Raw genomic sequence first — 22,432 nt, 5'->3', positions numbered from 1 at the left:
GATTAATCTCTATCCCCTATAATCCATAAGGAAGAAATAGGGAGTAATAGTGACGAAATAGCTGGCGATCCGCAGCAGAGGGCCCTCTTCTTCAGAGAAGGGGGCCCTTCTACTATTCATGCAGGAACAAACAGGAGGCTAAATGATGATATCAGCAATTGAAGAAGTTACCGGACGGATTGCTCCGCCGGATGTACAAGCCGAACTGGATGCAGAACTTCGCCTAAACAGTCTGACCAAGCCGCCGGGAAGCCTAGGCCGCCTGGAAGTGCTGGCGATCCGGCTAGCCGGCATCTCGAAGAAGGCGCAGCCCAGTTACGGCACGCGAACCGTTGTTGTAATGGCTGCTGACCACGGCGTCTGCTGCGAAGGGATCAGTGCTTTTCCGCAGGAAGTTACAGTGCAGATGGCCTACAATTTTCTCACCGGCGGGGCGGCGGTCAATGTCCTGGCCCGCCAGGCGGGGGCAAGCGTGCAGTTCGTGGATATCGGCATCAATGCCGAGCTTGAGCATCCGGAACTGATCAACCGCAAAGTGCGGCCGGGAACGGACAACATGGCAGCGGGACCGGCTATGAGCCGGGAAGAGGCCCTTCAGGCTGTACTTGTCGGTGTGAATGTGGCCCGGGAAGCGGTAGAGAATGGAACGGAGATTTTTATCACTGGTGAGATGGGCATCGGCAATACAACGGCCAGTGCCGCTATCCTGTGCGCCCTGGAGGGGATCCCGCCGGAGGTTGCTGTTGGCCGCGGAACCGGAATTGATAATGAACGGCTGCTGCACAAAATTGATGTCGTGGCACGTGCACTTCGTGTGAATTCTCCGAACCCGGCAGATCCGCTGGATGTGCTTGCCAAGGTAGGCGGGCTCGAAATTGCCGGTCTGGCCGGTCTCATTCTCGGAGCCGCTTCCCTGCGGGTACCGGTTATTCTTGACGGATTCATCTCCGGAGCCGCTGCACTCGTGGCGAAGGCCATTGCGCCTGAATCCACAGGGTATATGATTGCTTCCCATGTGTCGAACGAACAGGGCCACAAGCTGATGCTGGAGCGCCTGGGGCTGGAAGCATTACTGGATCTGGGGCTTCGTCTGGGCGAAGGAACAGGAGGCGTGCTCAGCCTTCACCTGATTGACGCGGTCAGCCGGATCATGACTGAGATGGCTACCTTTGAGAGCGCCGGAGTATCCGGGGCTGAGGGGAAATGAGCATCCTAGTAACCGGGGGAGCGCGGAGCGGAAAAAGCGGCTTCGCCGAACGGCTGACGCTCTCTCTGGCAGAGCAGGCCGTATATGTGGCGACCGGACAAGCCTTCGATGAGGAAATGAAGCTACGGATTGACCGGCACCGCAAGCTTCGCGAAGCGGATGGCAGCGCCTGGGAGACGCTGGAGGAGCCGTATGCTCTGCCAGCACTTCTTGACCGTCTCTCTGGCGGAAAAGCGGTGCTTGTGGATTGCCTGACCCTATGGCTCTCTAATGTATTGTTGTCTGTAGAGGATCAGGCGGATAGACAGGAGCGGGTGGAGATGGAAATTGCCCGCTTGGAGTACAGTGTATCGTCCTTTCAGGGGACGCTGGTGCTGGTTACCAACGAGGTGGGTGACGGCATTGTGCCGGAATATGCGCTTGGCCGGCTGTATCGTGATCTGGCCGGACGAATGAATGCGCTGCTGGCCCGGAGCAGCGAGCAGGTCTTTCTGGTTACCGCTGGCATTCCAATAGAGCTGAAGAGCAGGGAGTATCTGTTATGAGTGCGCGGGGAGATGCTGCCGCTGCCTTTCAGTTTCTTTCGCGGTTCCCGGTCAAGAGTAGCGGGGATTTCTCCCGGGACCTGCTGCAGCGAAGTGTGGTCTATTACCCGCTGGTTGGTGCTGCCATCGGGCTGAGCGCAGCTCTGGGTGCAGGAGTCGCGGCCTGGCTGCTGCCTGCCTGGCCGGCCGCCGTGATCACCCTCATCCTGTGGGTGGGACTGACCGGCGGCCTGCATCTGGACGGCTGGATGGACAGCGCTGATGCGCTGCTCAGCTACCGGACGCGTGAGCGGATGCTGGAGATTATGAAGGACAGCCGCGTGGGGGCCATGGGGGTGCTGGCCTGCGTGCTGCTTCTGCTGCTGAAGGCCTCGCTATTGGCGGCATTCCTCGAAGACAGCTCCTGGGCGGAGCTGCCGCTACTCCTGCTGCCGCCGGTCTGGAGCCGCTGGTACATGGTGCGGGCTATGGCCCGCTACCCGCTCGCCCGCGGCAATGAAGGGCTGGCCGCCAGCTTTGGCGGGCTGCCTGCCCGGCAGGAGCGGCGCACGCTGCTGCTGGCGATGCTGCTCTCGCTGGCCGCAGCCGCCGCGCCGCTGGCGCTGGGCGAGGACAGCGCCTGGCCGCAGCTGCTGGCAGCGGCCATCCTGGCGCCGGCCCTGGCGCTGGCCGGCGGCACGCTTGCCGCGCGGCGGATCAGCAGCCGGCTCGGCGGGCTCACCGGCGACGTGTACGGCGCGCTGAACGAACTGCTGGAGGCGCTGCTCCTGCTTCTGCTGGTGTTGCTGCAGCATAACTTGTAACGCAACGCACCTTATAGTGTTTATCAGAGCCGGCCCATGTGCCGGCCTATCTTGAGTAAGAATGACTGCTTCGCCAGGACTCCGGCAGCAGACCAATAGCAAGCAAGGAGGCTTGGCATGGAAGATCAAGCAGAACCAATACAAATGAAGCCCCAGCCTGCGGCTGTGCTGATGATTCAGGGAACAGCATCGGATGTCGGGAAGAGCCTGGTTACCGCCGCGATTGGACGGATAATGACCCGGGACGGGTACCGGGTAGCGCCTTTCAAATCGCAGAATATGGCATTGAATTCCTACGTCACTGTGGACGGCAAGGAAATTGGCCGTGCCCAGGGCATGCAGGCTGAAGCATTCGGCATAACTGCGACCACAGATATGAATCCGATTCTGCTGAAGCCCTCCGGCGAGATGAGTGCGCAGATTGTAGTGCACGGGGTGCCGCATACAGCGCTGAGCGCACGCGAATACCGGGAGAAATTCCTGCCGGAAGCTAAGAGTACGGTGATGGATGCGCTTGGAAGGCTGCGGGATTCTTATGATGTCGTGTTGATGGAAGGCGCGGGCAGTCCGGCTGAGATTAACCTGAAGGCGAGAGACATCGTCAATATGAATCTCGCAGGCTGGGCGGATGCGCCGGTGCTGCTGGTTGCCGATATTGACAGGGGCGGTGTATTTGCTTTTCTGGTCGGCACCCTGGAGCTGCTGGAGCCGCATGAGCGGGCCCGTGTCAAAGGCTTCATCATCAATAAATTCCGTGGTGACTTGTCCCTGCTGCAGCCCGGACTCGATTGGCTGGAGCATCGTACAGGTATACCAGTTCTGGGTGTGCTGCCCTATCTTCCGCATCTGCGGATCGAAGCGGAAGATTCCGTAGTTCTAGAAGGAACGTCGGGACGGTTGCGGGCAACACAGGGTCAGGAGCTGGATATCGCCATTATCCGCTACCCGAGAATCTCCAACTTCACTGATTTTGATCCCCTGGAGGACGAGCCGGATACGGCTGTGCGTTATGTGACAGCCGCTGATGAGCTGGGCACACCGGATGTCATCATCCTGCCGGGGACCAAGAACACAGGTGCCGATCTGGATTATCTGCGGGAACAGGGTTTCCCGGCAGCTATCGCAGCCGCTCTGAACCATGGGACCCGGCAGCTTGCCGGGATCTGCGGAGGGTATCAGATGCTGGGGATGAAGCTGTATGACCCGCATGCGGTCGAAAGTGCAGAGCCAGGTGAAAGGGAAGGGCTTGGGCTTTTACCGCTGTCCACCTCCTTTCTCCAGCAGAAGACTACGGTCCGTGCGAGCGGCGTGATAAGCAAGAACCATCCTCTGCTCTTGGGCGGAATGCCTCCCGGAACGGTACCGGAACTCTCCATTGAGGGATATGAAATTCATATGGGAACCACTACGAACATTGACCCCTCCTCGATTAGAAGCCTTTTTCAACTAAAGGGAGCGGAAGGTAGTACACAGTCCGAAGGATGGGGAACGCCGGATGGCCGGATCTGGGGTACCTATCTGCACGGATTGTTCCACAATGACGGCTTGCGCAGAGCCTGGCTTGATGGTCTGAGACTCGCCAAAGGGCTTGCACCGCTTGCGCGGACCTTCTCGGCAGCAGCGCTGCGGGAACAGGAGTTTGACCGGCTGGCGGATAACGTGCGTGCGAATCTTGACATGGCTGCCGTCTATGAGATCATGGGATTAACTCAACAAGGGAGGTAACCATGGTCATAGCGGTTCTGCTCTTTATCATTGCTGGTCTGGCCGAGATTGGCGGCGGTTATCTGGTCTGGCTGTGGCTGCGCGAATCGCGCCCGCTCTGGTATGGAGGGGTTGGAGCACTGATTCTCGTTGCTTACGGGATTATTCCTACCCTGCAGAAGTTTCCGTCCTTCGGCAGAGTCTATGCCGCCTATGGCGGAGTCTTCATCGTGCTGGCCGTACTGTGGGGCTGGCTGGTGGACAAAAAAACACCGGATCTCTACGACTGGATCGGTGCCTCTATTTGTGTCATCGGAGTGGCTGTCATTCTCTGGGCGCCAAGGCATTGAGGGGAAGGGACTGGGGTACCGCACCACCTTCCAATGCATAATTTTCACAAATGCAGTAACACAAACAGCAACGGGTGCCGTTCCATCATAGAACGGCACCCGTTGCTGTATGCTTTTGCAGAGATACACATCATTCTTGCCTAACTAAATCTTGAACTGTTGTACCGCTTCCTGCAGCTTCACGGCCTGCTGGTATAAATGTTCTACAGTCTGTGCATGAACTTCAAGCTCCTGCCGCTGGCGTTCGGAGTTCACGGCAAGCGTGTCCGCATTTTGCTGCGATTTGGAAGTAATCTGAGCCGTTTCTTCCACGGAGGCGCTAACCTCCTCGGTGCCTGCCGAAATTTGCTGGGTAGCGGCTGATACAGACTGAATGCTCTGGTTGATGCTCTGAATGAGAATCAACAAGTGGCTAAAGGCATCTCCGGCTTCAGACACTTTGCCTACACCGGAAGCGACCTCTGCGTTCACCTGATTCATTTCTTCCACCGACCGGTTCATGTCCTCCTGCAAGCTAAGCAGGAACTCACGGATTTGTTCATTCGATTCCTTGGATTGCTCAGACAGCTTGCGGACTTCTCCGGCAACCACCGCAAAACCGCGGCCATGCTCGCCCGCCCGTGCAGCTTCAATGGAAGCATTCAGCGAGAGCATTTGAATCTGCTTCGTGATCTCCGTAATTCCCTGGACGACTTCACCGATCTGCATCGAGCGCTCATTCATGCTATGGAACTGCTCCAGTGACTTCGCCGAAGCTTCGGCCACGTGGCGCATTTGCTCTACCGCGCTTTGGGCGATGTCGTTGCCGCCCGTAGCTTTATCGGAAGCTTCTATGATCTGTTCGGTAACCTCGCCGGCAGCTGAAGCAATATGCTGGATGCCGATATTAATCTCATCCATCGCCCGGGAATTATCCAGCGCGCTGCTCGCTATGGCAGTGCTGCCCTTGCCGATTTCCACAACAGACAGGGAAGATTGCTCAGCCATCCCGTTCAGGACGTCGGTACGTTCCTTCAGATCGTTGGAATCTGCGACCACAACGCCCGAGGTATCCAGTACATGTCCAATCATCTCTTTCAGTCTCTCGCTCATGGTCCGGAAGCTCTCGGCTAGCTGGCCTACTTCATCGCTGCCTTTGATCTCGAGCTGCTGGGTGAAATCACCGCCGGCCAGCTTATTGCTGTAGGCCGCAAGCTGTGTGATCGGACGTGTGATTCTGCGGGTCATAAGCAGTGCAGCGCCTACACCCACGATCAGCACACCCAAAGTGATCCCTGCACTGATCCAGAGGATACTGTTCATTTTTTCCTGGACAAAGGCAACATCCGAACTTGCTCCGATGACCATCGTAGTGCCGGGAACTCCGACATACGCAGTCTTATGTATTCCGTGGCTATCACTATAAATTTCACTGAGACTAGCTTTTCCCTTGGCAGCCTGCTCCATGGCGGGTTGTACCTTGATGCTCTCATTTGGCTGCAGCTTCGCTCCGTGATCCGCAGTGAGTACGGTAGCTTTGCCTTCCTTCAAATCGATGAGATAGATCGTTTCAAGATCATGCTGTTTGCGTTTATCCTGAAAATAAAACTCGATCGTTGTCTTGGATTGCTCGTTTTTGTTCAGGGTCTGCTGGGCATGTGCCGCATTCATATTCTTATAGATATCCTGCGCTGAACTGGTTAGAATTTTGTCGATTTGCGGGATCACATAACTGTCAAAGGTATTGATAGATATGAAATAATAACTGGTACTTAATAGAGCAGACGACAGCAACAGAACAATGAACAGTAAAAGCGTAAATCTACGGCCAATTGACTTTTTGAATTGAAACATTTCATTCGCTCCTTTTCCTTCAATTACACTTTCTATCCCATGCCAATGCTTTGGGCAATGCAAGCAGCAATATATTCCGTTGGTATAGGTCATATATGAAGCTATCATTTCCGGGAATGTGATTGATAACTATTCTATAGAATTAACCTCAGGTTGAATAGTGAAAATTTGCTAAACGCTGAAAAAATTTCAGAAATTTTATGTATTTTTATCGAATATTTTAGCTGTATAGCAAAAATAAAGATTTCAACTCACGTTTTCGAAAATATAATATTTCATAGCATGTTAGCTTTGGTTGTGGTAAAGTAATAATTTGTTCTCAAAAATAGAATGCCGCGGTTCGTAACCATCCCGCGTAACCAAAACTAGGAGGAATAATAGATTCATGTTTAATTTGTTGTGGGGAATATTGTTCGTAGTTGTCAATTTTGCTTTTTATCTGCTTTGTTACAGGCTCTTTGGCAAAAAAGGGCTGTATGCTTGGGTAGGCATTGCCACGGTGATCGCTAACATTCAAGTCGCCAAGACGATTGCCATGCCGTTCGATATTGTGATGACTCTGGGCAACACCATGTATGTCACGCTCTACATGACCAGCGATCTGCTGAATGAGAAATATGGACGTGCCGAGGCGCGAAATGCGGTATGGTTTGGCTTTTTCACACTGCTCATGACTACTGTGATCATGCAGATGGTGCTGTTCTTCGAGCCTCAGGAAACAGATATCGCCCAACCTTCGCTTGAGATCATATTTGGTCTGATGCCGCGTCTTGCGGCGGGGAGTCTAACGGCTTATTTTATCAGCCAGTTTCTCGATGTCCGGTTGTATGCGTGGATTCGGAAGTACTACAGCAGCTCGAGACAGCTTTGGGTCCGCTCTAATGGCAGTACGATGGTCAGCTCTTTTGTCGATACGCTGATATTCTGCACCATCGCATTTGCTGGGACCTATGACCTGAGGGTATGGCTAGAGATTCTGCTGACTACGTATGTCGTGAAATTCCTGCTTACCGGTGCAGGAACACCAATTCTGTACATCGCCCGTTCTTTCAAATTTGCCGAGGACGAGTTGCCTGCCCTTAAGGCCGAAGATTCACGCAGCGCTTCCTGAAGTCTTGTGCAGGAATTAGCGCGCCAGCAGGTGCCTTATCGCATAAATAAAAAGCAGCAGATCAGCTCCTTCCGGAGCAGATCTGCTGCTTTTTGGATTGCTTCTGTTCACTATCGAAAGTTGGAACACGGTACGCAGAGACCGCTACCAGTCTGAGACGCTGCTTATAAATGCAGCACTGTCAGTTCTTTTGGCATCGTTGTCAGGGTCTTAGGGCCTTCTGGTGTAATCCAGACATCATCTTCAATCCGTACGCCTCCCAGACCCGCCACATAAATACCCGGCTCTACGGTGAAGACATTGCCGATGTCGATGAAATCCCCATTCAAGCCGTGCAGTGAAGGGTATTCATGCGTGTCCATCCCAAGGCCATGTCCGACCCGGTGCATGAAATACTCGCCGTAGCCTGCGGCTTCAATTACTTCACGAGCCGCGCGGTCCACCGAACCGAAGGTTGCTCCGGCCCGGGAAGCGGCAATACCGGCTTCATTGGCAGCCAGAACCGTGTTGTAGATTTCGACCAGCTTGGGATTCGCCTCTTCAATGGCATAGGTGCGGGTGATATCGGAGGCATAACCTGCGGCGTATACACCGAGGTCGAACATCAGGAAGTCGCCCGGTTGAATGACCCGGCTGCCAGGCACACCATGAGGCAGGGCAGTGTTCGGACCGGAGAGGACCATCGTATCGAAGGAAGGGCCGGAAGCGCCGACCTTTTTCATCAGATAGTCCAGCTCGGCCACCAGCTCAATTTCGCTGACTCCGGCTTTGACATGGGTTAGGCCTTGGCGGAGCACCTCTTCGACCAGCTCAGCGGCATGCTTCATGCGGCTGACTTCTTCCGGGGTTTTCTTCGCACGCATGGACCGCAGGATAGGGCCGATATCAAAGAACGCATCCGCAGGAACCGCTTCTGTCAGCTGTTCATAACGGCTCACGGTAAAGTGCTCCTTCTCGATGCCCAGCGTTCCGGGTGTGGAGCCTGCAAAACATGATTTCAACAGCTCATACGGATTGTCCGTGTCGCTGTGTGTCAGAATCTTGGTCACTGAAGAGGCAGCTGTTGCTGCTTCGGCATCAAGTGCTGGAACGATGAGCACCGGCTCCTCGCCACGGATCAGCAGCAGTCCCAGAAAACGCTCATGCGGATTGCTGGCAAATCCGGTCAAATAGTACACATGCTTCGGATCGGTGACGAGCAGCGCATCCAGGCCCCCGCCAGCCATTCCCTGCTCCAAAGTGGTTAGAGACTTATTCATTTCATTGGTTCCCCTCTCGGCTTCACGTTAAAAATCAACGTTCTTATTATAGATCATAACCTTCCGGGGTGCACGTACAGTACTAACTATTCATGCGTTCCAGCCAGTGTGTCAATTAGCTCTTGCGGGCTGCCTTCGTACAGCCCGCCATGATAGCAAAGGACCGAGCGGATCTTCCGCCCCTCAAGCTTGCGCAGGCTGCGCAGCGCGAGCGGCATATCCGGTGTGGCGGATTCGGCAGGCCCGGCCAATTGTCCGTCCACTACACGCAGTTCATCGGCTGCGAGCAGAAGCTCCTCTCCCGGTACATAAAGGCTGATATGTCCCGGCGTATGTCCGGGCGTGTGAATAATCTCGATACCACCGCCCCAAGGGAGTTGCTGTCCGTCATGCAGCTCGGTAATACTGCTGAGCTGCGTCAGCTGTTCCAGAAACAGGTTCATCTGCTCCTGGAACGCAGGAGGCATCTGGGCAATGCGCTGCGGTGTCATTTTCAGCATCGGCTGGCTGCCATTGATAACCGGTAGATCCCCCGGATGGGCAAACAATTGGATACCGGGAAGCTTCGCGGCCAGCAGCGGAAGATTACCGATATGGTCAATATCCTGATGGGTCAGGATAATCCGTTTGAGGTTTGAGAGCGGCTCTCCCGAGTTCTCGATGGCCTGTAAGAGAGCATCTGACTGACCGAACATGCCGGTATCGATCAGTGTGAGTCCGTCCTCATCCTTCAGCAGCACCGGATAAATCATGGTCGGTCCCATGATGGGCGATATCATTGGTACGTTCAACACGATAATCTTTGGACTAATATTCATAGCTGCTCCGGGAGCAGGATACCCGGATCTCACCTCCATGTAGGAATATAATGCCGCAGAGCTTTTCTTCATCCCCTGATATGAGGTAACATAATCTTAAATCATGTATTTTGAAAAGGCCAGATTCGTGCAGCCAGCCAGGTTGTGTGAGGAAAGGGGGACTTGCTCATGTTAGGGAAGACGGTGCTGGTCACCGGAGGCAACTCCGGAATGGGACTGGCAACATCGATTGAAATGGCCCGGCGGGGAGCAGCAGTCATTATGGCCTGCCGCAGCCGCAAGCGGGGAGAAGAGGCGCTTGCGGAGGCCAAGCGGCAAAGCGGGTCCGGCAATATCAGGCTGATGCTGTGCGATCTGGCCTCGTTCGAGAGCATCCGTGCTTTTGTAGATGAATTCACGGCTACCTATCCCGTGCTTGATGTGCTGATCAATAACGCAGGAGTCGTTACGATAAAGAGGCAGCTCACGGCAGACGGGTACGAACTGGATTTGGGCGTGAACCATCTGGGCCACTTTCTGCTGACCCATCTGCTGCTGGAGCCGCTGACTGCGGCGGAACAGGGACGGATTGTGGTAGTTGCCTCAGGAGCCTACAAGATCGGCCGACTTTACCTGGATGATCATACTCTTTCGCACGGCTTTAATCCGGCGAAGGCTTACGCCCGCTCGAAGCTGGCCAATATTCTGTTCACACGTGAACTGGCTTCGCGGCTGCAGGGTACAAGAGTTACGATAAATGCCGTGCATCCGGGGGCGGTTGGAACAAGCATCGGGGTGAACCGGGAGACAGGCTTTGGGCGCTCGGTTCTGAAGCTGCTGTCCCACTTCTTTTTGACGCCGGAGCAGGGGGCAGATACAGCCATTTGGCTGGCCACGGCACCGGAGCTGCGGGAAGTGACCGGGGAGTATTACTACCGGCGCAGGATTCAGGACTTGTCACCTCGAGGGCGGGATGCTGCAGCGGCAGCGCAATTGTGGCAGTGGAGTCTGGATCAGACCGGGCTGGCACCATAACTTTGAAATTCATATATTTGCAGGAGGAATGGATCAATGACAGCGCAGAATTACAGTATCGAAGATGCGGTGGCCGGGGATTTGCCGGCTATCGTAGATATTTATAACTCAACGGTTGCAGGAAGGATGGTAACTGCTGATTTGGAGCCGGTGAGTGTAGCGGAAAGAGAGAAGTGGTTTGATGAACATAACAGCCATCACAGGCCGCTTTGGGTTCTCAAAAAAGACGGAGAAATCGCTGCCTGGTTCAGCTTCCAGTCTTTTTACGGCCGTCCAGCCTATAATGGCACAGCGGAGATCAGTGTCTATGTAAATGAAAAATTCCGCGGCACAGGGGCAGGAAGCCTGCTGCTGGCCAAGGCACTGGAGGAATGCCCGCGTCTTGGCCTGCAGAATCTGGTCGGCTTTGTCTTTGGCCATAATGAGCCAAGCCTGTCGCTGCTGCGGAAATTTGGATTTGAACAGTGGGGCCTGCTGCCAGGTGTTGCCGAAATGGATGGCATTCTGCGTGATCTGGTGATTATCGGCCGCAAGCTGTAATCTATGGGGAATCACTTCTTGGGTCCGTCGTACCGTTCCCTAAGCTTAATTCGGGCGGAAGGGCTCAGGCTGGCACTCTTCGGCGGTAATCCATGAATCCGACCACTGCTGAAGATCACGAATCACCGATTCCAATCCGCGTCCTTTATCCGTCAAAGAGTACTGGATTCGGACAGGGGTCTCAGGAAATACTTCACGAAGGACAATCCCCTCCTGTTCAAGTTCCTTGAGCCGTTCGGAGAGCAGCCGGCCGCTGACCGGCAGGGAGGCTTCGATTACACTGAACCGCTGGGGTCCCTGCAGAAGCTGATAGATGATTAAGCCCGTCCAACGTCTGCCGATGATATCCATGCTTTTTTGTAACCGTGGACACAAGTCTGTAGATTTCATAAGGCTCACCTCTTCATTAACATTATAAACGAAAAGAACTTTAACTAAAACAAATTTGAAGTATATAATATGACCTTTATCCTGACAAAAGGGCTGAAGTAACGGAGGAGAAGTTTGGAACTGTAGGAGCGTTAGCGACCGCCTTTAAAGCCCCGATAAGTAAGATTTAGGCTCATTTTAGATACAGACCGTCCCTGAAAGGATGATTGACAGTGGCTAAAAAGAAAAAACCAATCCATACGCCGCGCCCCGCCGCTTCGGAGGGTCCGGCAACCCTGAAGGATCTGCTGAGCAGTGATGTGCTGGAGAAGCTGAAGGCGCAGGGCGATGCACTCAAGGCTGAAGAGAACGACAAAAAAGAGGCTGCCCGCAAGGCGGTGGAGGACCAGCGCAAGGCGGAGCAGAAGCGTCTGGAGAATGATTTTGCCCATTTGCTGGAGAACAGCAGCCAGGATTGGCACAAATTCAAATAAACGTTTTTCCAGTAAAAGGGTTGACACGGAGCGGAACGTCCGTATATATTGGGTTTATCAAATTGAAGGGAGGTCGTTGAGACATGATTGGAAGTACACAGCTTACAACCGCATATGGAAGATCTGATCTCATCGGCCCCGTCCGGGAAACATGATGTGCATCCGCCTGTCCTGCTGAATTTCGTGCAGAACAGGTGTGACTGGCATGCTGTTATGAACCTTAACTGGGTGTTATGTACGGTAACTCTGCGAAGAGCCGTGGATCAGAACGATGATCTGCGGCTCTTTTTGCGTACCCATTTTATTCACTCCACACATTTACAGCTTACACTTTGAAGGGAATTGAACAACTATTATGAATATGAACGAAGAACAAGCGGGCGGCTATGTCCCCTGCTATAAGCACGAGCTTGCACTGCCAGGTGGGGATCTTAAGGTATATGCCAGCGAGCAGCTGTTTGCCACACTGGATTACAAGGTGCTGGAGATGGCGAACAACAATCTGCAAATTCCTAATATCGAATACATGAGCTACACCCCGGATGTGCATGTAGGCGTCGGAACCTGCATCGGGACTACGGCGGTATGGGATGCTGCTGAAGGATATGTGTCTCCCTCCATTGTGGGCAGCGATATCGGTTGCGGCATGCGCGTCCATCTGACCACACTGCATAAGGATGATCTCCGGGAAGTGAAGCTGCGCCGGAAGCTGGTGCGTGCTATTGAGAAATATTTGCCGATGGAGCAGCAGCAGCGGGGGACTTACAGCGATATCCGGCTGGAGAACATTGTCCGCAAAGGGCTGCACGGCCTGCCCAACAAGTATGTACCGGACAGCTATACCCCGAAGAAGTCGAGCGCATTGTCGCATGTGGAGATCAGCAAGCTCACTTTTGATGAGGAGATTCTGAATGAGCTTCCAGACATGGCTTGGCACCGGGGGCACCGCCAGCTTGGAACTCTGGGCGGGGGCAACCATTTTGTAGAGATTCAGGCGATTGAAGTCGCAGAGGAGCAGCAAGAATTGGCTGAGGCTTGGGGACTGCACGACGGGCAGATTGTCGTAATGATTCACTCCGGCTCCCGGGCCTGGGGAGGTATCGTCAACCAATTCTGCATACCGGCTTTCACCAAGGTGATGGGCCAGCTGGGGCTGGGCAGCGCCGATCCGCGCCTGATCTATGCTCCGCTTGCACATCCGCAAGCACAGCGCTATGTCCAACTGATGTACTCGGCACTGAACTATGCGGTGGTGAACCGCCATCTGATCGCCTACGCGGTCCGCGAAGGGTTCCGCGATGTGTTCGGCCCCAAATGTGAGCTGCGGACTCTTTACGATCTGATGCACAATTATGCCTGGGAGGAGCAGACTGCTTCGGGGGCTAAGTTCGTACACCGCAAAGGGGCAACCCGTGCACTGCCGGCTGGACACCCGGATAATCCCCGGCCTTATACAGCTACCGGTCATCCGGCGCTGATTCCAGGTTCTATGGGTACGGCATCTTATATCATGGTCGGCCAGCCGGGAGGGGAAGAAAATTATTATTCCATCTGTCATGGCGCCGGGCGTATCCGCTCACGTTCGGCAACGAAGCGGCTGGTGTCGGTCCGTGATTTTTCCAAGTCGATGAGGGTAGGTCAAGAGGATGAGATTGTGGTCAATCAGCATTCCCTGGAATCTATCATTGACGAATCACCTCAAGCCTATAAGAATGTAGATGAGATTATAGAGAGCGTTACGGGCGCCGGCCTGGCTACTGTTGTGGCCAAATGCAAGCCGCTCGCAGCGATAAAGGGGACCAAGTAAACATGGAGAAGGAGAACAGGAAACATACTGTAATCTACAAATACGATGAGAATAACACTGGTATGATCAAGGGCTACGATGTTTACGCCCGCCTGGTGGATGGCATTCTTGAAGCTCTGCACACCCGGTATGGTGTCCGTTATGAGCTGTACGCCAGTGACGATCCTAATAGTGAATATTGGAAACTGCTGGAGAATGATGTGCAGAGCGGCCATCCCGGCGTGGAGCATGTGGCAAGGATTTTTGACCGTCTGGAGGACCGGACGTTTGTATATGACGATGACAAGGAGCAGCCGGAATATAGCATTCACTTGTCGATTCGCAATAACGTGCTGGCGTATCCCGATATGGGGGTAGCCCTTGCACGGGTTCCGGTATTTCAGGAGAACGGCATCAACTTCCAGGATTATGTATTTGCCGCCTCCGACGGGCAGCTGCAGTTATTTCTCGGCAATGTGCGCAAGCGGCAGCGGGAGCAGAACATTAATAAGGTGACGGTATTCACCGACAGACGCAACGGGATATTCCGTGAAGATGAACCCATTACACGTTCTGTAGGGCGTGAGGATGTAGTGCTTGCAGCGGGAATCAAAAAAGAAATTTACCGTTCGCTGGACCAGTTTTTTGATTCGGACCGCAGTTTTTATGTCACTTACGACATTCCCTACAAAAGAGGGATTCTGCTCTACGGACACCCGGGGAATGGGAAGACCACACTGGTCAAATCCATTGCCGGAAGCGTGCCCGGTCCGGTCGTCTATTGGCAGATTACCGAATATACCAGCAGCGAATCGGTGAATGAGGTGTTCGAAGCGGCAGCCCGGCTGGCGCCGATGGTGCTGGTGATCGAGGACATCGATTCCATGCCGCAGGAGGTCCGGTCCTTTTTCCTCAATACGCTGGACGGGGCTACCTCCAAGGAAGGGATTTTTCTGATTGGGACCACCAACTATCCGGAGAAAATAGACCCTGGACTCATGAACCGCGCCGGACGCTTCGACCGGGCCTACGAGATCAAGATGCCGGATGAGGAGCTGCGGCTGGAGTATCTGAAGCTGCGCGGCTTCACGGCGTTTGCAGGTGAAGAGGGCGTGGCCGCCGCAGCGCGCTTGACGTCAGATTTCTCCCTGACCCAGCTCGGCGAGCTGTATGTCAGCGCCGCGCTGGAATGGCACGAGAACGGGCGGGCCGACGTCGAGGCCCTAGTCCGCGGGATGCGCGGCGAGCTCGACAAAGGCCGCAAACGGGAGTGGATGAAGGACGCATCGTCGACGATCGGATTTTATTGAGGCTGGAATTATTTTAGTAGTATTTATAGATGAGCTATAGTGCTACAGGGGGAGCCGGAGGGCTTCCTTTTTTTTGCTATAGATTGAGAGCATCGCAAAGTTTTACAGATCGTTAAACTTCGGGTTATTAGGAATATTTTTAAAGGTGACGGTAATATTTTACCAAAGGAAGATGGAATTCCTTTCTCCCGTAAAATCGAACAGGCCGCTTAAACGACCGGTTGCTTTTTCTTTAAACGGGTAGGATAGTTAAGTTCTATACGTATTTCCTAAAAAAGTGTGTGGTAAACTATTCGAAGCACGGCTTTTGAGAGGGATGAAAATAACAATGAAAGACTCATTAGTTATACAGGCAGCTCGAATTGCAGGCGATTTTCTTCAGGAACAAGTGAAAGCTGCCTATCAGATCACAGGTAAAGGCATCATCAATCAGGTTTGCATAGTCGAATCAGAGATTCATAAAGTTGTTGTCCGTATGAACGATAAAGATACATTTCCAAGCTATATTAAAGAAAAATGGTGTATCGAGCAAGCAGCCGCAGTTGGCATTCCGGGACCTGAGGTGTTGTCCATTGGTATAGTTGATGATACCGCATATATGATTCAAGCCTTTGTTGAGGGGGACAACGGGTTAGATAGTACCGTACCCAAGACTAAAGTTTGGAGAAAACTTGGAGAATATGCCAAACTTATTCATACTATTCAAGTGAAAGGATATGGGGAAAATCTGATTGATCCAGTCCATGGTGAGTTTCAGTCACCATCTCATGCTGGATCAGACGGTAGTTGGCAAGGTTATGTGCAGCATAATATCAATAGTCTGACTGAACATGACCGCTTGATAGAGCTTGGAGTAATCACCCAGATGGAATCGCGGAGAATAAAAGAACTGTTTGAAGATTTTAAGAGTGAATCGTTCCGTTTCGGCTTAAACCATGGAGATATCTCTTTAAAGAATACGATTGTCAATCAGGCAAACCAAGTAATATTGCTGGATTGGAATGCGAAAGTAAGCGTGGTACCACATGCAACTGTTGCTCAATTGATGCATTACCAGATCCTAGGGCTAGAAGAAAGCCCAAATGTTGAAGAATTCAACGCGTTTATAGACGGGTACGGAATAAGTGAAAAAGACCTTTCTGACATAAGGCATTATCTGTTATTAAGGGCTTTCGATAACCTCAGGTGGGCTATTGATCGAAGTCCTGATCTGATTGAATCCTATGCTGCATTCGCGAAACAAGTAGTAGACATTATTATGGATTAGCTAATTGCGCTATGGAACTTCTTTGTGTTATAGGGTGGGAGAGTCATATTGATTCTTAGTATTATTGTGTTTGCAGTTCACTTGTTTGGGATTCTTGTGTAGAAACAAGCGATGATTAAGGTTCGTCGTTTGGTTAAGCTAGCGGAAAACGATAGTAAGACATAAAGGGTTCCACATATTAGTATGCATACTAAAATGTAGAGCCCTTTATTTGGTGCATGAATAAATACGTTACAGACTAGGAATTCAGGCGCTTGTAATTGTCATTGGAAATACTGACCAATGCGGTATACAACGGCTGGACGTTGAATTTCTTGCCAAATTCAAATTTATAGAATGCGGTCTGTAGATTGTTGGATTTGTGATAAGGTGAGGTTATGTAGTGAAGGGTAACTTCGCAATCATCGAAGCCGGTGCCTCCCGTCTCCATAGTGACTTCAAAAATGGAGCTGAGGTGGATCGAAGATACACGGGTCTTCTTCCCAGTAACGCCCTGGTGGTCAATCAGAATCAATCTGTCATCCGTAATAATAAAAGCGTCGCGGATCAGCTTTAAGCCCATCCGTATTTCTTCCTGTGGCATCAGATAACCGCCCTATTGGTTCATTAATTCGGGAATGCTAACCTCCGAATAATTACCCATCAACCGCCAAACAAATTAGCCATTATTTCCCTCATGATTGTAATTCTCCTGTACTGTTGTTTGTACTCTTTTGATATTCTCCACCAGTCGACAAATCCTGCATTTTCCTTTTGACGATTTAGGGAACAGCTAAAGGAGAAATTATACATGGATATATAGTCCGCTTTGTTTGTATTTTGGGCTAACCTGTACGTCTTTTTTATTAATCGACAGAAGATGTACTGCGCCAATGGGTGCGTTAATCCAATAAAACAGTGACAGTCCAGGGCTTATTTTCAGTCTAAGACTGCCGCTGTTTTTTATATGGGAAGCCAGTCTAATTCTATCCTTATTTTTCCTAATATAGAGGCTAAGATGTAACTTTTGGCGAATTCATACGTGGATAGGGTAAGGGGGGAGGGGATGGAGCCAAATTCACTGGATGAGCTGTATCAGATCTATATTCAGGATATATACATCTACTTGCGCTCCCTTTGCCATGATCATCACCTTGCCGAGGACCTGATGCAGGAGACCTTTTACCGTGCCTATCTTTACCTGGAGAACTGCCCGGAAGACAAGGTCAAGCCCTGGTTGTTCCGTGTTGCATACAATGCTTTTGTGGATGATACCCGTAAGGCGAAGAGGAGTATAAGCATAGATGCCGATTATTTCAACAAGCTGGCCCACCCGGAGACTACGGAGGGAACGCTCCTGCGACAGGAACGTCTGGAGGAAGTAGCATTGTCGATAGATTGCCTTCCGGAGAGGCAACGTCACGCGCTTTTGCTGCATGAAGTGTATGGAATGTCTTATCTAGAAGCTGCAGGGATCATGGCGATCGGACTGTCCCAATACAAAATACTCGTATTCCGCGCCAGACAAAAGCTGAGAGAATTAGAGTGGAGGAGGAACGGCGATGAGTGAGGACTTCAAAGAGAAGCTGCGGAGATACAGTGAAGGTAAGCTGCCGGAAGCTGACCGCCAAGAAGTGGAACAGGAGCTGGAGAAGCTGGAGGCTTATCAGGTCTATCTGGAGGAGCAAATGGAGCATGAGGATCAGTCCCCCGGGTGGCGAAAAGAAACCCATTTCCCTCAGTCAGCTCCGCCGCCAGGTAAGGCCAAAAAAATAATCCGCCGGGGTAAATGGAAGGCACGGATTGTAAATACGATTACCGTGCTCGCGGCACTTCTGGCTTTTACGATCATCAGTACCATAATTACTGCACTATTCTATAACTCAGGTGACCGGACGGACATCTATCGAGACGTTGTGTCCTCCGCTATAGCCGTCTCACGGCCCAATACGGCAGTAAACCTCAGCGCAAACGCCAAGTACTTTTTCAGAATGGAGTTAACCGGAAGACTGCAGAAGCAAATCGGAGGAGAACTGGTGGATGCCGGAGAATATACGCAGAACTATCTCTTCGGATTGTCCGGTCCAGGTATGATGAATTGGACGGATATGAGGAACGCCGGGAATACTTATTTCTATTACCCGGATAAGGCAGCGGGCTCCGGCAGCGGAGTGGATGATCGTGCAGAGTGGACGAAGCTGCAAAAGCTTCCCGAAGGCACTGTGGCCGAAGCCTACTTGTCTTGTGATCAATTGTACCCGACAGATGAGCTGCTGAAAAAGTTTGAACCGCTGAACCTGCTGCCCGTGTGGTTTGCCGCCGATATCGGCCCATTGTCCGGAGGCACGGTTGCCACAACCCCACTCGGGTTCCCTTACATGCCCATATGGCATGAGTCTGATGCGAAGGTTGTGCAGGAATCCAAGAAAAAGACGGGCTGGTTCAGAAGCATGAGCTCCAGGAGTGTGGCGTATCCGTCCGTTGAAGCCTACGGGGACGGCAAACTGCGGGAAGAGAACTTTATCAAGACGCTGCAGCTTCTGCAGCAGCATAAATCGCTCGCCCGCAAGGCAGCCCCAATGATCCAAGTGGATGGATCGCTTAAGTATCTGCAGGAGCACGGAGTTCTGCTCTACGGAGCTGTTGTCACCGGACCGGTGAAGGAGCTGTTGAAGCTGAAGGAGGAGCCCTGGGTCAGCAATATTCGAATTGGGGAAGTACGCCTGTGGAATTGGCGGGACCGCGGGAACTGAACCGTTGATATAGGGCGGTTTAACGCTTTGTGATAATCTCCCTGTAACTGCTTTACTTGCTTCTCCCCCCTGCAAATCGTACAATTATCTGAAAATTAGGTTTCGCTGATTAGGAGCTGAAGCAGATGAAGATAGGAGTGGTATCGGATACGCATCTCTCAAGCAGAGCCAAAGGGCTGCCATCCGTGCTAATGGAGGAATTCAGCAAGGTGGATATGATTCTCCATCTGGGGGATTGGGTGTCGCTGGAGATCTATGATCTTCTGGCAGAGCTGGCCCCCGTGGAGGGGATTGCCGGCAACAACGACGGAGCGGAGATCATTCGGCGGTTCGGGGAGCGCAAGATCGTGACACTGGAAGACAAGCGGATCGGGATGATTCATGGACATGCGCCCTATTCGCGTAAGGGAACCGACGGCAATGCGCTGCTTGCTTTTGAAGGTGAGCAGGTGGATTGCATTCTATTCGGTCATTCGCACCAGCCGCTCTTGCGGCAGGAGGGTGATATTCTACTGTTCAATCCAGGTTCACCTACGGACAAGCGGCGGGAGAAGCAGTATTCTTTTGGTTTACTTGATATTGAAGCGGGCAAGATCAGTGCACGTCATATTTTCTATGATTCAAGAGATTAAGAACAGTTGGCGGAAACGGCCGGAAAGCGGGACCATATTATGGAGAACTATCATTTGGAACAAGCGGGGACGCCGGATTTGGAGCTGATAGCTCCGTTGTTTGACGATTACCGCGTCTACTATGGCCAGCCCGCTGATCTGGAAGGAGCCCGCCGGTTCCTGGAGGCAAGACTTGCAAATGGGGAATCGGTCCTGTTCATGGCATCAGCAGGTCAAGGTGCATCCAAGAAGGCAGCAGGCTTCGCGCAGCTGTATCCGTCCTTTTCGTCGGTAACCATGCAGCGGGTATGGATTCTGAATGATCTGTTTGTCACAGCAGAGCAGCGCGGCAACGGGTTAGGCTCTATGCTGCTGAAGGCTGTAGAGAATTTTGCTAGGAGCACAGGCGCTAAAGGTCTGGAATTAAGCACGATGAAGCAAAATACCGGAGCACAGCGTCTATATGAGGCGCACGGCTACATCCGGGATGATGAATTTATTACGTATCATTTATTTTTTTCACAAGAGCAGGGAGCGTAAAAATGGATAAGAGCAATGAGAAACTGGCTATATTTTTTGATCTGGATGATACACTTTACGATCATCTGGTGCCCTTCCGGGAAGCTGTGCGCGAGGTGCTGAAGCCGGATGAGAGTCATCTGAATTATACAGATCTATTCTACAAGGTAAGGCACCACAGCGACTTGCTGTGGCCGAAGTATTTGCGGGGAGAGCTTGCCCTGGAAGAGACGCGGGTGCGGCGGCTGGAGCTGGCTTTTAAGGAATATGGCATAGAGCTCGATCACGATCAGGCGGAAAAAGTGCAGGCAGCCTATATCGGCCGTCAGTACAGCATTGAGATGATAGAGGGCGTGGCTGAGCAGCTTCAGCGTTTTATTTCCATGGGGCATAAGGTAGGCATTATAACGAACGGTCCGCAGGACCATCAGATGAGCAAGCTGCGCGGACTGGGCGTAGACAAGCTAATCCCTGAAAATATGATCTTTATCTCAGATGCGGTTGGACTGGCTAAGCCGGACCCGGCAATCTTTGCCCATGTGAACCGGGTAACGGGGACAACGGCTGAGCAGTCGCTCTACGTCGGAGATGCGTGGGATAATGATGTGGTTGGTGCGCTTGCGGCAGGCTGGAAGGTGTGCTGGTACAATCCCCGTGGCCGTCAGCCGGGAACGGAGCATAAGCCAAGTTATATTTTTACCAGTTACCAGGAATTCAATGAGCTTCCTCTAATTTGAACCCAAGCCTTTATCCTATGCGCAGCAAAAAAGCGGCCGAGCCAAGGCTCCGCCGCTTTTTTGCTATTATCTGCTGAATTCTCATAACAAATCATACTTAATTGGCAAACGTGTATCCCGGATCGGTCAGCTGCAGTCTTTCCCGCAGTCCCGAGGTAGCATAAATCTTGTTGTCATCTGTGATGAAGAAGGCATCGATCTTCTCCGGCAGTGATTCGAGATATTTCATGCCGTCCTCCAGACCCATGAGAAACACCCCGGTGGACAGGGCATCTGCGTCTGTGGCGTTGGGACTCATAATTGTAATGCTTTTTAACCCGTTCTGGGAAGGGAAGCCGGTACGCGGATCCAGAATGTGATGATAACGCACTCCGTCCAGCATGAAGAAACGTTCGTATACCCCTGAGGCGTCGATGACCTCGTCGGAAATTTTAATCGTTCCCAGCTGCGTACCCCGGCTCTGGTCAGGGTCCTGCAGGCCAATATTCCATGGTGAGCCGTTAGGCTTGTTGCCGAGCGCAATAATGCTGCTGCCCCCAAGGTTGATCATCGCACTGTCCAGACCCTGCTCCTTTAAATAATCAGCAATACGGTCTGCCGCATAGCCCTTGCCGATACCGCCCATGTCCAGCACCATGCCCTCTTTGGCCAGCTTCACTGTCTTCGCGGCATCATCCACAATCACGTCTTTATAGTTGGTCAGGGCTTTGGCTTTGTCGATATCCGCCTGAGGGGGAACCGATTCCCCGCCGCTGCCGATATTCCACAGATCTACAAGCGGTCCGATCGTCGGATCGAACAGCCCGTCCATTTCTTCGGCATATTTCAGCGACTGCTTGACAATATCCAGCGTTTCATCGGAGACCACCACCGCTTCTTTTCCGGCAGCCTTATTCACAGCGTACAGCTCCCCGTCTTCCTTGGTGCGGCTGAACTCTCTATCCATTCGTTCCAGCATCTGCTGGATGTCATCCATATTTTTCTGCTCTGCTTTATCACCATAAATCTTGATATTAACCACGGTATCATAAATATAAAACGTCTGCTCCAGGGATTTGGTTTCACCATCCGTGGATACCTTTGCACCGCCAGAGGTCTCATTAGAACTGCTGCCGTTGTTCTTATTGTTGCTGCAGGCTGTGACAGCCAGGGCACAAACCATGACGAGAGCGAGCAGGACCATTGCTGGTTTTTTGTTCTTAAACATATTCCACCATCCATAAAGTTAGTTTCTTTAATCACATCTTTTTTATAATACCCCAGATCAGCAGAACATGGATACTTTTTTCATGACATTTTGGGCATAAGAAATAGAGGAGAATCCCCTTTTAGCTGAAATTTAATTAAAATTGTTGTCATACAGACACATACATGGTAAATTGTTTATGACCGACTGACCGAAAATAAAATTTAGTCAAAATGT

The 22,432-nt window shown here is 52.0% G+C and carries 24 protein-coding genes and 1 pseudogene; 19 read left to right on the top strand and 6 right to left on the bottom strand.

The window, feature by feature from the left end:
• Nucleotides 1–145: 145 nt before the first annotated feature.
• The 5 genes from cobT to AC0MA3_RS10055 all read left to right on the top strand — a co-directional run bounded on the left by cobT (nucleotide 146) and on the right by AC0MA3_RS10055 (nucleotide 4,609).
• Complete coding sequence (gene cobT, locus AC0MA3_RS10075; RefSeq protein ID WP_474656059.1) at nucleotides 146–1,207, top strand: nicotinate-nucleotide--dimethylbenzimidazole phosphoribosyltransferase; 1,062 nt, start codon at nucleotides 146–148, stop codon at nucleotides 1,205–1,207.
• Nucleotides 1,204–1,752, top strand: a complete 549-nt coding sequence (gene cobU, locus AC0MA3_RS10070) for a bifunctional adenosylcobinamide kinase/adenosylcobinamide-phosphate guanylyltransferase (protein WP_474656058.1) — start codon at nucleotides 1,204–1,206, stop codon at nucleotides 1,750–1,752. Before cobT ends, cobU begins: the two co-directional genes overlap by 4 nt.
• The gene (cobS, locus tag AC0MA3_RS10065) at nucleotides 1,749–2,555 is read left to right on the top strand and encodes an adenosylcobinamide-GDP ribazoletransferase (RefSeq protein ID WP_474656057.1); all 807 of its coding nucleotides are present in this window, start codon (nucleotides 1,749–1,751) and stop codon (nucleotides 2,553–2,555) included. The genes cobU and cobS overlap by 4 nt, the downstream gene beginning before the upstream one ends.
• A 117-nt stretch (nucleotides 2,556–2,672) precedes the next feature.
• Nucleotides 2,673–4,280 (top strand): cobyric acid synthase, encoded by a 1,608-nt coding sequence (locus AC0MA3_RS10060; RefSeq protein WP_474656056.1) that lies wholly within the window; start codon nucleotides 2,673–2,675, stop codon nucleotides 4,278–4,280.
• 2 nt (nucleotides 4,281–4,282) lie between these two features.
• A complete protein-coding gene (locus tag AC0MA3_RS10055; RefSeq protein WP_474656055.1) occupies nucleotides 4,283–4,609 on the top strand; it encodes a YnfA family protein in 327 nt (108 codons plus the stop codon).
• A 144-nt stretch (nucleotides 4,610–4,753) separates the two neighbouring features.
• Here the strand turns inward: AC0MA3_RS10055 and AC0MA3_RS10050 are convergent, their stop codons facing one another.
• The gene (locus AC0MA3_RS10050; RefSeq protein ID WP_474656054.1) at nucleotides 4,754–6,442 is read right to left on the bottom strand and encodes a methyl-accepting chemotaxis protein; all 1,689 of its coding nucleotides are present in this window, start codon (nucleotides 6,440–6,442) and stop codon (nucleotides 4,754–4,756) included.
• Nucleotides 6,443–6,827: 385 nt separating this feature from the next.
• Here AC0MA3_RS10050 and AC0MA3_RS10045 point away from each other — a divergent pair, with 385 nt between their 5' ends.
• Nucleotides 6,828–7,553 (top strand): queuosine precursor transporter, encoded by a 726-nt coding sequence (locus tag AC0MA3_RS10045; protein ID WP_379155195.1) that lies wholly within the window; start codon nucleotides 6,828–6,830, stop codon nucleotides 7,551–7,553.
• 164 nt (nucleotides 7,554–7,717) lie between these two features.
• Here the strand turns inward: AC0MA3_RS10045 and AC0MA3_RS10040 are convergent, their stop codons facing one another.
• Both AC0MA3_RS10040 and AC0MA3_RS10035 read right to left on the bottom strand, forming a co-directional pair.
• Nucleotides 7,718–8,812, bottom strand: a complete 1,095-nt coding sequence (locus AC0MA3_RS10040) for a M24 family metallopeptidase (RefSeq protein WP_474656053.1) — start codon at nucleotides 8,810–8,812, stop codon at nucleotides 7,718–7,720.
• A gap of 86 nt (nucleotides 8,813–8,898) precedes the next feature.
• Nucleotides 8,899–9,630: an MBL fold metallo-hydrolase gene (locus AC0MA3_RS10035; RefSeq protein ID WP_474656052.1), complete on the bottom strand. Its 732-nt coding sequence runs from the start codon at nucleotides 9,628–9,630 to the stop codon at nucleotides 8,899–8,901.
• A gap of 168 nt (nucleotides 9,631–9,798) precedes the next feature.
• On the opposite strand from AC0MA3_RS10035, the gene AC0MA3_RS10030 reads away from it, so the two are divergent.
• A complete protein-coding gene (locus AC0MA3_RS10030; protein ID WP_379155204.1) occupies nucleotides 9,799–10,644 on the top strand; it encodes an SDR family oxidoreductase in 846 nt (281 codons plus the stop codon).
• A gap of 36 nt (nucleotides 10,645–10,680) precedes the next feature.
• Nucleotides 10,681–11,184, top strand: coding sequence for an N-acetyltransferase family protein (locus tag AC0MA3_RS10025; protein ID WP_474656051.1), 504 nt, complete (start codon nucleotides 10,681–10,683; stop codon nucleotides 11,182–11,184).
• A 45-nt stretch (nucleotides 11,185–11,229) separates the two neighbouring features.
• Here AC0MA3_RS10025 and AC0MA3_RS10020 read toward each other — a convergent pair whose 3' ends face one another.
• Complete coding sequence (locus AC0MA3_RS10020; RefSeq protein ID WP_379155219.1) at nucleotides 11,230–11,574, bottom strand: winged helix-turn-helix transcriptional regulator; 345 nt, start codon at nucleotides 11,572–11,574, stop codon at nucleotides 11,230–11,232.
• 212 nt (nucleotides 11,575–11,786) lie between these two features.
• Between AC0MA3_RS10020 and AC0MA3_RS10015 the strand changes: the two genes are divergently transcribed.
• The 6 genes and pseudogenes from AC0MA3_RS10015 (at nucleotide 11,787) to AC0MA3_RS09990 (ending at nucleotide 16,410) form a co-directional block, all read left to right on the top strand.
• Complete coding sequence (locus tag AC0MA3_RS10015; RefSeq protein ID WP_379155222.1) at nucleotides 11,787–12,047, top strand: YqkE family protein; 261 nt, start codon at nucleotides 11,787–11,789, stop codon at nucleotides 12,045–12,047.
• An 87-nt stretch (nucleotides 12,048–12,134) separates the two neighbouring features.
• Entirely contained in the window at nucleotides 12,135–12,383 is a 249-nt protein-coding gene (locus AC0MA3_RS10010; protein ID WP_474656050.1) for a hypothetical protein, read from the top strand.
• A gap of 19 nt (nucleotides 12,384–12,402) precedes the next feature.
• Nucleotides 12,403–13,854: an RtcB family protein gene (locus tag AC0MA3_RS10005; RefSeq protein WP_474656049.1), complete on the top strand. Its 1,452-nt coding sequence runs from the start codon at nucleotides 12,403–12,405 to the stop codon at nucleotides 13,852–13,854.
• A 2-nt stretch (nucleotides 13,855–13,856) separates the two neighbouring features.
• Nucleotides 13,857–15,143, top strand: coding sequence for an ATP-binding protein (locus AC0MA3_RS10000; RefSeq protein ID WP_474656048.1), 1,287 nt, complete (start codon nucleotides 13,857–13,859; stop codon nucleotides 15,141–15,143).
• A gap of 90 nt (nucleotides 15,144–15,233) precedes the next feature.
• A pseudogene (locus tag AC0MA3_RS09995) lies at nucleotides 15,234–15,350 on the top strand (DUF2441 domain-containing protein); the annotation flags it as partial.
• A gap of 121 nt (nucleotides 15,351–15,471) precedes the next feature.
• Nucleotides 15,472–16,410: a phosphotransferase gene (locus tag AC0MA3_RS09990; RefSeq protein ID WP_474656047.1), complete on the top strand. Its 939-nt coding sequence runs from the start codon at nucleotides 15,472–15,474 to the stop codon at nucleotides 16,408–16,410.
• A gap of 238 nt (nucleotides 16,411–16,648) precedes the next feature.
• On the opposite strand, the gene AC0MA3_RS09985 is transcribed toward AC0MA3_RS09990, so the two are convergent.
• Nucleotides 16,649–16,993: a PH domain-containing protein gene (locus tag AC0MA3_RS09985; RefSeq protein WP_474656046.1), complete on the bottom strand. Its 345-nt coding sequence runs from the start codon at nucleotides 16,991–16,993 to the stop codon at nucleotides 16,649–16,651.
• Between the two features lie 462 nt (nucleotides 16,994–17,455).
• On the opposite strand from AC0MA3_RS09985, the gene AC0MA3_RS09980 reads away from it, so the two are divergent.
• The 5 genes from AC0MA3_RS09980 (at nucleotide 17,456) to AC0MA3_RS09960 (ending at nucleotide 21,009) form a co-directional block, all read left to right on the top strand.
• Nucleotides 17,456–17,959, top strand: coding sequence for a sigma-70 family RNA polymerase sigma factor (locus tag AC0MA3_RS09980; protein ID WP_379155242.1), 504 nt, complete (start codon nucleotides 17,456–17,458; stop codon nucleotides 17,957–17,959).
• Nucleotides 17,952–19,142, top strand: coding sequence for an anti-sigma factor (locus tag AC0MA3_RS09975; RefSeq protein ID WP_474656045.1), 1,191 nt, complete (start codon nucleotides 17,952–17,954; stop codon nucleotides 19,140–19,142). Before AC0MA3_RS09980 ends, AC0MA3_RS09975 begins: the two co-directional genes overlap by 8 nt.
• A gap of 125 nt (nucleotides 19,143–19,267) precedes the next feature.
• Nucleotides 19,268–19,774 carry a metallophosphoesterase family protein gene (locus AC0MA3_RS09970; RefSeq protein WP_379155249.1) on the top strand — a complete coding sequence of 169 codons (507 nt, stop codon included), beginning with the start codon at nucleotides 19,268–19,270 and terminating at the stop codon, nucleotides 19,772–19,774.
• A 39-nt stretch (nucleotides 19,775–19,813) separates the two neighbouring features.
• Complete coding sequence (locus AC0MA3_RS09965; protein ID WP_474656044.1) at nucleotides 19,814–20,293, top strand: N-acetyltransferase family protein; 480 nt, start codon at nucleotides 19,814–19,816, stop codon at nucleotides 20,291–20,293.
• A 2-nt stretch (nucleotides 20,294–20,295) separates the two neighbouring features.
• The gene (locus AC0MA3_RS09960; RefSeq protein WP_474656043.1) at nucleotides 20,296–21,009 is read left to right on the top strand and encodes an HAD family hydrolase; all 714 of its coding nucleotides are present in this window, start codon (nucleotides 20,296–20,298) and stop codon (nucleotides 21,007–21,009) included.
• 97 nt (nucleotides 21,010–21,106) lie between these two features.
• Here the strand turns inward: AC0MA3_RS09960 and AC0MA3_RS09955 are convergent, their stop codons facing one another.
• Nucleotides 21,107–22,216, bottom strand: a complete 1,110-nt coding sequence (locus tag AC0MA3_RS09955; protein WP_474656042.1) for an FAD:protein FMN transferase — start codon at nucleotides 22,214–22,216, stop codon at nucleotides 21,107–21,109.
• Nucleotides 22,217–22,432: the final 216 nt, after the last annotated feature.

Source organism: Paenibacillus sp. LS-5, from assembly GCF_056121505.1.
This window is presented reverse-complemented; position numbering and strand designations above follow the sequence as displayed.